Source organism: Bradyrhizobium sp. AUGA SZCCT0158 (assembly GCF_018130065.1).
GTDB lineage: Bacteria > Pseudomonadota > Alphaproteobacteria > Rhizobiales > Xanthobacteraceae > Bradyrhizobium.
The window spans coordinates 88,199-94,577 of the sequence record NZ_JAFCME010000023.1; the positions used below are offsets into that span (position 1 = coordinate 88,199).

General features: G+C 64.0%; 5 protein-coding genes and 1 pseudogene. 2 read left to right on the top strand and 4 right to left on the bottom strand.

Annotation, left to right across the window (positions count from 1 at the left end):
• Entirely contained in the window at positions 1–1,383 is a 1,383-nt protein-coding gene (locus JQ574_RS27330; protein ID WP_212211543.1) for an MATE family efflux transporter, read from the top strand.
• Positions 1,384–1,415: 32 nt separating this feature from the next.
• Here the strand turns inward: JQ574_RS27330 and JQ574_RS27335 are convergent, their stop codons facing one another.
• From JQ574_RS27335 to JQ574_RS27345, 3 genes are all read right to left on the bottom strand, one after another.
• Entirely contained in the window at positions 1,416–2,570 is a 1,155-nt protein-coding gene (locus JQ574_RS27335) for a DUF3095 domain-containing protein (RefSeq protein WP_212211545.1), read from the bottom strand.
• Positions 2,571–2,638: 68 nt separating this feature from the next.
• Positions 2,639–4,507, bottom strand: a complete 1,869-nt coding sequence (gene htpG, locus JQ574_RS27340) for a molecular chaperone HtpG (RefSeq protein WP_212211571.1) — start codon at positions 4,505–4,507, stop codon at positions 2,639–2,641.
• 102 nt (positions 4,508–4,609) lie between these two features.
• Complete coding sequence (locus JQ574_RS27345; RefSeq protein WP_212211547.1) at positions 4,610–5,416, bottom strand: MBL fold metallo-hydrolase; 807 nt, start codon at positions 5,414–5,416, stop codon at positions 4,610–4,612.
• 249 nt (positions 5,417–5,665) lie between these two features.
• Between JQ574_RS27345 and JQ574_RS27350 the strand changes: the two genes are divergently transcribed.
• Positions 5,666–6,001: a VanZ family protein gene (locus JQ574_RS27350; RefSeq protein WP_212211549.1), complete on the top strand. Its 336-nt coding sequence runs from the start codon at positions 5,666–5,668 to the stop codon at positions 5,999–6,001.
• Between the two features lie 132 nt (positions 6,002–6,133).
• On the opposite strand, the pseudogene JQ574_RS27355 reads toward JQ574_RS27350, so the two are convergent.
• Positions 6,134–6,379 (bottom strand): annotated as a pseudogene (locus JQ574_RS27355) (phosphoenolpyruvate carboxykinase (ATP)); the annotation flags it as partial.

The following is a 6,379-nucleotide window of genomic DNA, read 5'->3' on the forward strand; positions in this document are numbered from 1 at the left end:
ATGACGATCGACGCCCCGCTTGATTTGCGCCCCGCGGCCATCCCGGCTGCGCCGGTCAACAACCTCTTGACCTCGCCGATCCTGCCGACGCTGCTAAAACTCGCGCTCCCCAATGCGATCGCGATGGTCGGCACCGCGCTGGTGGCGGTCGCCGAGACCTCCTATATCGGCCGGCTCGGCACCGAGCCGCTGGCCGGGATCGCGCTGGTGTTTCCGTTCGTGATGCTGACGCAGATGATGTCGGCGGGCGCGATGGGCGGTGGCGTGTCCTCCGCCATCAGCCGCGCGCTCGGCGCCGGCAACCGCGACCGCGCCGCGAGTCTGGCGCTGCATGCGGCCATGATCGGCACCTGTGCCGGGCTGTTCTTCACCGTTGTCATGCTGGCGTTCGGACGGCAATTCTACTCGCTGCTTGGCGGCCGCGGCGGCGTGCTCGAGCAGGCAATGCAATATTCGCACGTGCTGTTCTCCGGCGCGGTTTCGATCTGGCTCGTCAACACGCTGGCCTCGGTGGTGCGCGGCACCGGTGATATGCGCATTCCCTCGGCGGTGCTGATCGTCGTCGCCTTCGTTCAGGTCGTGGTCGGTGGCGGCCTCGGTCTTGGATTGTTCGGCCTGCCGAAGCTTGGCATGCCCGGGGTTGCCGCAGGCCAGCTCACCGCCTTCACGCTGGGAGCGATCTTCCTGGCGTGGTACCTCGCCAGCGGCCGCAGCCGGCTGAAGCTGAATTTCACAGCCTTCCGGTTCGAGCGCGACATGTTCATCGACATCCTCAAGGTCGGCGCGATCTCCTGCCTGGCGCCGCTGCAAACCGTCCTGACCATCCTGATCTTCACCAAAATCGTGGCGGGCCTCGGCACGGAGACGCTGGCCGGTTACGGCATGGGTTCGCGGCTGGAATTCCTGCTGGTCCCGATTGCATTTGCGTTCGGCATCGCCTCGGTGCCGATGGTCGGCATGGCCGTTGGCGCTGGCCTCGTGGCGCGGGCGCGCCGGGTGGCCTGGACCGCGGCCGCCGCGGCAGGCCTGACCGTCGGCCTGATTGGCCTCGTCGTCGCGATCAAGCCGACGCTCTGGATCTCGCTGTTCACCAGCGATCCCGGGGTGACGGCTGCCGCCTCTTCCTACCTTGCCTGGGCCGGTCCGGCCTTCGGCTTCTTCGGCACCGGCCTCGCCCTCTACTTCGCCTCGCAGGGCGCAGCAAAGGTCGGCGGCCCGGTCATGGCCGGCACCATCCGGCTGCTGCTGGTCGGCCTCGGCGGCTGGTGGCTGGCGTCATCCGGCGCACCGGCCTGGACCTTGTTCGCGCTCGTCGGCGCCGCGATGGTCGTATACGGCCTCTCCACGGTGCTGTTCATTCGCTTCACGCGCTGGGGCAAATGAGCATCCAGCCCCGTTGTGTGGCGGCGAGAAGCTTACGCCGCCATCGCCTTCAAGGCGGTCGCCGCCGAGGCATAGCCGCCGCGTGCACCGTCGATGAAGTGAACGTGGTCGCTGCGCATCACCGACGGCGTGAAGCAGGTCATCATCGCCGCGTCCTGGCGGTGCAAGCCATATCGCACGACACCGTTTGAAGCCGCCTTTGCCAGCCGTTGCGCCAGCGCCTGCTCGAGCTCCGGCGTGCAATCGAGGATCATCCGCAATCCATCGTCGTATTTGCGGAAGTCGGAATTCTCCACCACCTGCTGCATGTAGGTCTTCGGCACGAAATTGCCGACCTTGATGCCGAAGCGCAACACGACATAGGCCCACAGTGCGATGGCCAACGCGGAACCGCGGCGCCGCAACAACGATCCGCCGCGCGCGGCACGCGCCTCGTATTCGATGCCCGCCGGGGGAAAGCGGATATCGGGTCCACCTGAAGGCACCGGCCGCCCGGCATCAGGGCTGCGTTCGACGAGATCGATGATGTCTTCGATCGCTTTGCGGAATGCGCGCGGATCGGCGCCCTTTGCCGGCACCACCAGCACCGAAAGAATGAGACCGCGGGCGGAGGGTATTTCCTCGAACCGGCATGACAGGCCGGACAAATCCGGCTGCTCGCCCGCCGGCGCTGCGGGGACCGCGAATTCGCCGCGCTTCATCGCCGCGTCCGCCCAGCCGAGACCGCCGCCGGAAAACATCGCGAGGGACAAATTGGGCGACGGCCCGAAACGCGCGACTCTGATGTCGAGGCCCTGCGCGCGGATTGCTGTCACGGGCACCAGCGCCACTCGCATGGAGAGATCAAGGCCCTCCCTGACCCAGGTCGCGGTCGCCGCCAGCGCCTCGCGCGCGCGGGGGAGATCGGCGGGCGCCACGGCAAAGCTCGCGCCATCGCCGCCGAACACAAACGGAAACTCGCGTCCATCCAGCGCATTGGTCACGGCGGCGATCACAGCGGCTCCCGCCATGTTGACCGCCTTGTAGCGCTGGTTGGCGATCGCCTTGGTCGATTCCACGATATCGGCGACGCCGACAGTCCAATCATCCGGCAACGGCGAATACAGCGCCGGATCCATCAGGCTGGTGAAGCCGCGAAAGACCGGAATGCCGCCGTAGAAGATGTCGGTGCCGTCGGGCGTGGTCATTGCGATGCACCCCGTTTTCCGAAGCTGTCTACCAGATACGGCCTAACCTATATTCGGGTTCGCCCCTGCTACAGTTTGACACCCCGCAGCACCAATTGGTTGAGCCTGCTCGCAAACGCCGCCGGGTCTTCCGGCAACTCGCCATCGAGGATCTGCGCCTGCTCCAGCAGCAGGAACGACAGGTCCGCGGCTGCGTCCTTGGCCCCGGCAATCGCCGCCACCAAAGGATGGCGCAGATTGATCTCGAGGATCGGTTTTGTCAGCGGACCCTGGTTCTGCATCGCCAGCAAGCGCTCGAGCTGGCGGTCGCGGCCGTCGCCGCCGGCCACCAGACAGGACGCGCTCGACGTCAGCCGCTGCGACGCCCGCACGTCGGAGACGCGTTCCCCGAGCGTATCCTTGATGACGGCGATGGTCGCGGCCTCGTCCGTGGTGCTCTCTTCCTTCTTGTCGTCCGCTTTGTCGTCCAGCAGGGGGATCAGACCGAAATCGATATCGCCCTGGCTCAGCGATTTCAGCGGCTTGCCGCCGAAATCGAGCGGCGCCGAAGTCCAGAACGCATCGACCGGATCGGTCAGCAGCAACACCTCGATGCCACGGGCTGTGGCGGATTCGAGTTTCGGGTTCGATTTCAGCCGCTCGATGCTGTCGCCGGCGAGGTAATAGATCTCGGTCTGGTTCGATTTCAGGTTTTCGACGTACTGCTTGAGCGAACGCTTCTCGCCCGACGTCGTGGTGAAGCGCGACAGGCCCAGCAGCTTTTCGCGCCGCTCGAAATCTTCCCAGATGCCTTCCTTGATCACGGGCCCGAAAGAATCCCAGATTTTCGCGAACGCCTCCGGCTCCTTGTCGCCGAGGTTTTCCAATTCCGTGATCACGCGGCTGGTGACGGCCTTGCGGATCTGCGCGAGCTGCGGGTTGTTTTGCAGCATCTCGCGGGAAATATTGAGCGGCAGATCCTCGCTGTCGATCACGCCGCGGATGAAGCGCAAATAGGCCGGCAACAAATCGGCGTCGTCGGCAATGAAGACGCGGCGGACATAGAGCTTCACCTTGCCCTTGCGCGCCTGGTCGAACAGGTCGAACGGTTTTGTCGATGGCGCGAACAGCAGCACCGCATAGGACTGGCGGCCCTCGGCGCGGTAATGCAAGGTCATCGCGGGCTCGTCGAAGGCGCCGGCGATCGATTGATAGGCGCCCTTGTAATCGTCAGGCGTCAATTCCGATTTCGGCCGCTGCCACAGCGCGCTGGCCGAATTGATCTGGCGCGGCTCACCCTCCTCCGGCACCAGCTCAATAGGAAACTGGATGTTGTCGGAATAGGCGCGGACGATGCGCTCGATCTCGTAGGTCTCGAGATATTTCTGCGCGCTCTCTTTCAGATGCAGCACGATCTCGGTGCCCCGCGTGATACGCGCGGCATCTTCCTCACTCGCGGGCGCGATCTCAAATCCGCTGCCGCCCGACGACGACCAGGTCCAGACCTGATCCGAACCGGCGCGGCGGCTGGTGACGACGATGCGCTCGGCGACCATGAAGGCGGCATAGAAGCCGACGCCGAACTGGCCGATCAGATTGGCGCCATCCTTGGCCTCGGTCAGGCGCGACAAAAACGACTTGGTGCCGGAACGCGCGATGGTGCCGAGATTGTCGATCAATTCCTGCCGGTCCATGCCGATGCCGCTGTCGACCACGGCAAGCGTGTTCGCCGCCTTGTTCGGCACGATGCGGATCGCGGGCGGCGCGCCATCGGTGATCAGCTCGGGTGCCGCGATCGCCTCATAGCGCAGCTTGTCGCAGGCGTCGGACGCGTTCGAAATCAGTTCGCGCAGGAAGATATCGGTTTCCGAATAAACCGAGTGCACCATCAGATGCAGGAGTTCGGCGACCTCGGCCTGGAACGGCTGGGATTCGGGGGCAGTCGTGGTGGTCATCAGGGGCTCACGAGATCAAGCGTGGGTGGGAAAGCCCCTGATATAGCGATACTATCTGGAGTGGCAAGGTTCGACGGCCTGGCTGGTTCCCGCCCTCGGCCGACCCTAATCCGCAATCGCGGCCAGATAGCGCCGGACCGAAGCATCGAATGCGGCCTTTGCGCCCGCCTCGATGTTCTTGCCCCACCACGCCCCGTAAATGCGGTCGAACGCCAACGGCGCGACCGCGCGCGCGATGCCTTGAACCGATTTCGAATTCAAGGGGATGTAGTTCGGGAAGCTGTACATGAAGCTCAGCGAGCGGCGGTCCATCGCCACCATGGCAACATCACCGGTGAGCAGCGCGCCTCGCCCCTCGCCGCCCGCACGCCAATGCAGGATCGTGCCGCCGGCGAAATGACCGCCGGTGCGGATGAGAACAATGTCATCGGAAATCTGGCGGCTGTCGCCGGTCCACGGCACGATCGCGGCATGCGGCCGCGTGACCCATTGCCGATCGTCGCCATGCAGATAGATCGGCACGCCGCCAAAGGCCTCGCTCCAGTCGGCGACCGCGCCGTAATAATGCGGGTGCGAAACCGCAATCGCCTTCAGGCCGCCGAGCGAGCGGACATGGTCTACCGCCTCCGATGTGGCCAGAGGCACGCAATCCCACATCACGCAACCGTCGGCCTCGGGAACGAGCAGCGCGCGCTGCCCGATCGCGAAGGCGGGATCGAGAGCGATTCCTGATATACCGAGGTCATCGCGCCAGACGAGCTTATGGCGCTCCGCCAATGCTTCGCGCGAAAACCATTGCTGGCCTTTCCAGTTCACGTACTGCCGTTCGTCCTCACAAATCGGGCACGCTGCCGGCGGCGCCACGCTGTCCGGAAACTGGGCACCACATTGCTCGCAAGTCCACAAGGGCATCGCCGTCACTCCCATCCGGTAGAAACGCGACTCTGGCAAATGCGCGGTTTCGGATCAACAAGAGCAAGTTTTAGACTTCAAGTTCCGGACAATTGACTTGCTTCCGCGCCGCTGGGGGGTAAGTTCCGCCCTGATTATTGCAGGACGCGCGCGCAGCCGGCGCGTGGACGGGCTGGATGATCTCCACGCCAGGGTTTTCTCAACGATTATTGACGGGATCAGATTATCTCGACCATTCAAAAATTTTGCATGATTGTTGGCTGGCTGGCGCTGGCATTCATCGCCTACGCGACGCTGTCGCCGATCGACGCCCGCCCCGTGCTTGCCGAAGGTCTGATTGAGCATTTCGTCGCCTTCGCCTTGCTGGGCCTTGCGCTTGGATTCGCTTACCCTGACCGCGTGGTTTTTGTTGTCGCGATCGTTGTCGGAGGCGCAGTGGCGTTGGAGACCATGCAACTGCTGACGCCGGACCGCCACGGCCGTCTGCTTGATGCAGCCGTGAAGGCGGCGGGCGGCATCGGCGGGATTGGCGCCGGACAATGGGCGGTCATGCTGCTGAAGGGCAAAATCGGCCGCGGCAAATAGCGCATTTCGATTTCAAATAGCCGTTATTTTGCCCGGACACTTGGTGTCGATATTTCTTATGGGGCGCCTGTTTGGATTATCCCAAGACAGGCGCCGATTATTTCCAGCGACGCGGAACCGTCATGCCCTTGGTCACTCCGCCGCGAGCTTCACTTCCGGCGCGGCAGCGCGGACGTCGGCGTCGACCTGGGCTTCAAATTTCGCAAAATTCTTCTGGAACATGCCGACCAGTGCGCGCGCGGTCTTGTCGAACTCGGCCTTGTCCTGCCAGGTGTTGACGGGATTGAGGATGTCGCTGGGGACACCCGGCAGCGCCGTCGGCACCGCAAAACCGAAATATTTGTCGGTGCGGAATTCGACATTGCGCAGCGAACCGTT

Bases quoted from the DNA above. Each gene is read 5' to 3' on its own strand.
- JQ574_RS27330 (WP_212211543.1), top strand. From the start codon at position 1: ATGACGATCGACGCCCCGCTTGATTTGCGCCCCGCGGCCATCCCGGCT.
- JQ574_RS27335 (WP_212211545.1), bottom strand. From the start codon at position 2,570: ATGACCACGCCCGACGGCACCGACATCTTCTACGGCGGCATTCCGGTC.
- JQ574_RS27345 (WP_212211547.1), bottom strand. From the start codon at position 5,416: ATGCCCTTGTGGACTTGCGAGCAATGTGGTGCCCAGTTTCCGGACAGC.
- JQ574_RS27350 (WP_212211549.1), top strand. From the start codon at position 5,666: ATGATTGTTGGCTGGCTGGCGCTGGCATTCATCGCCTACGCGACGCTG.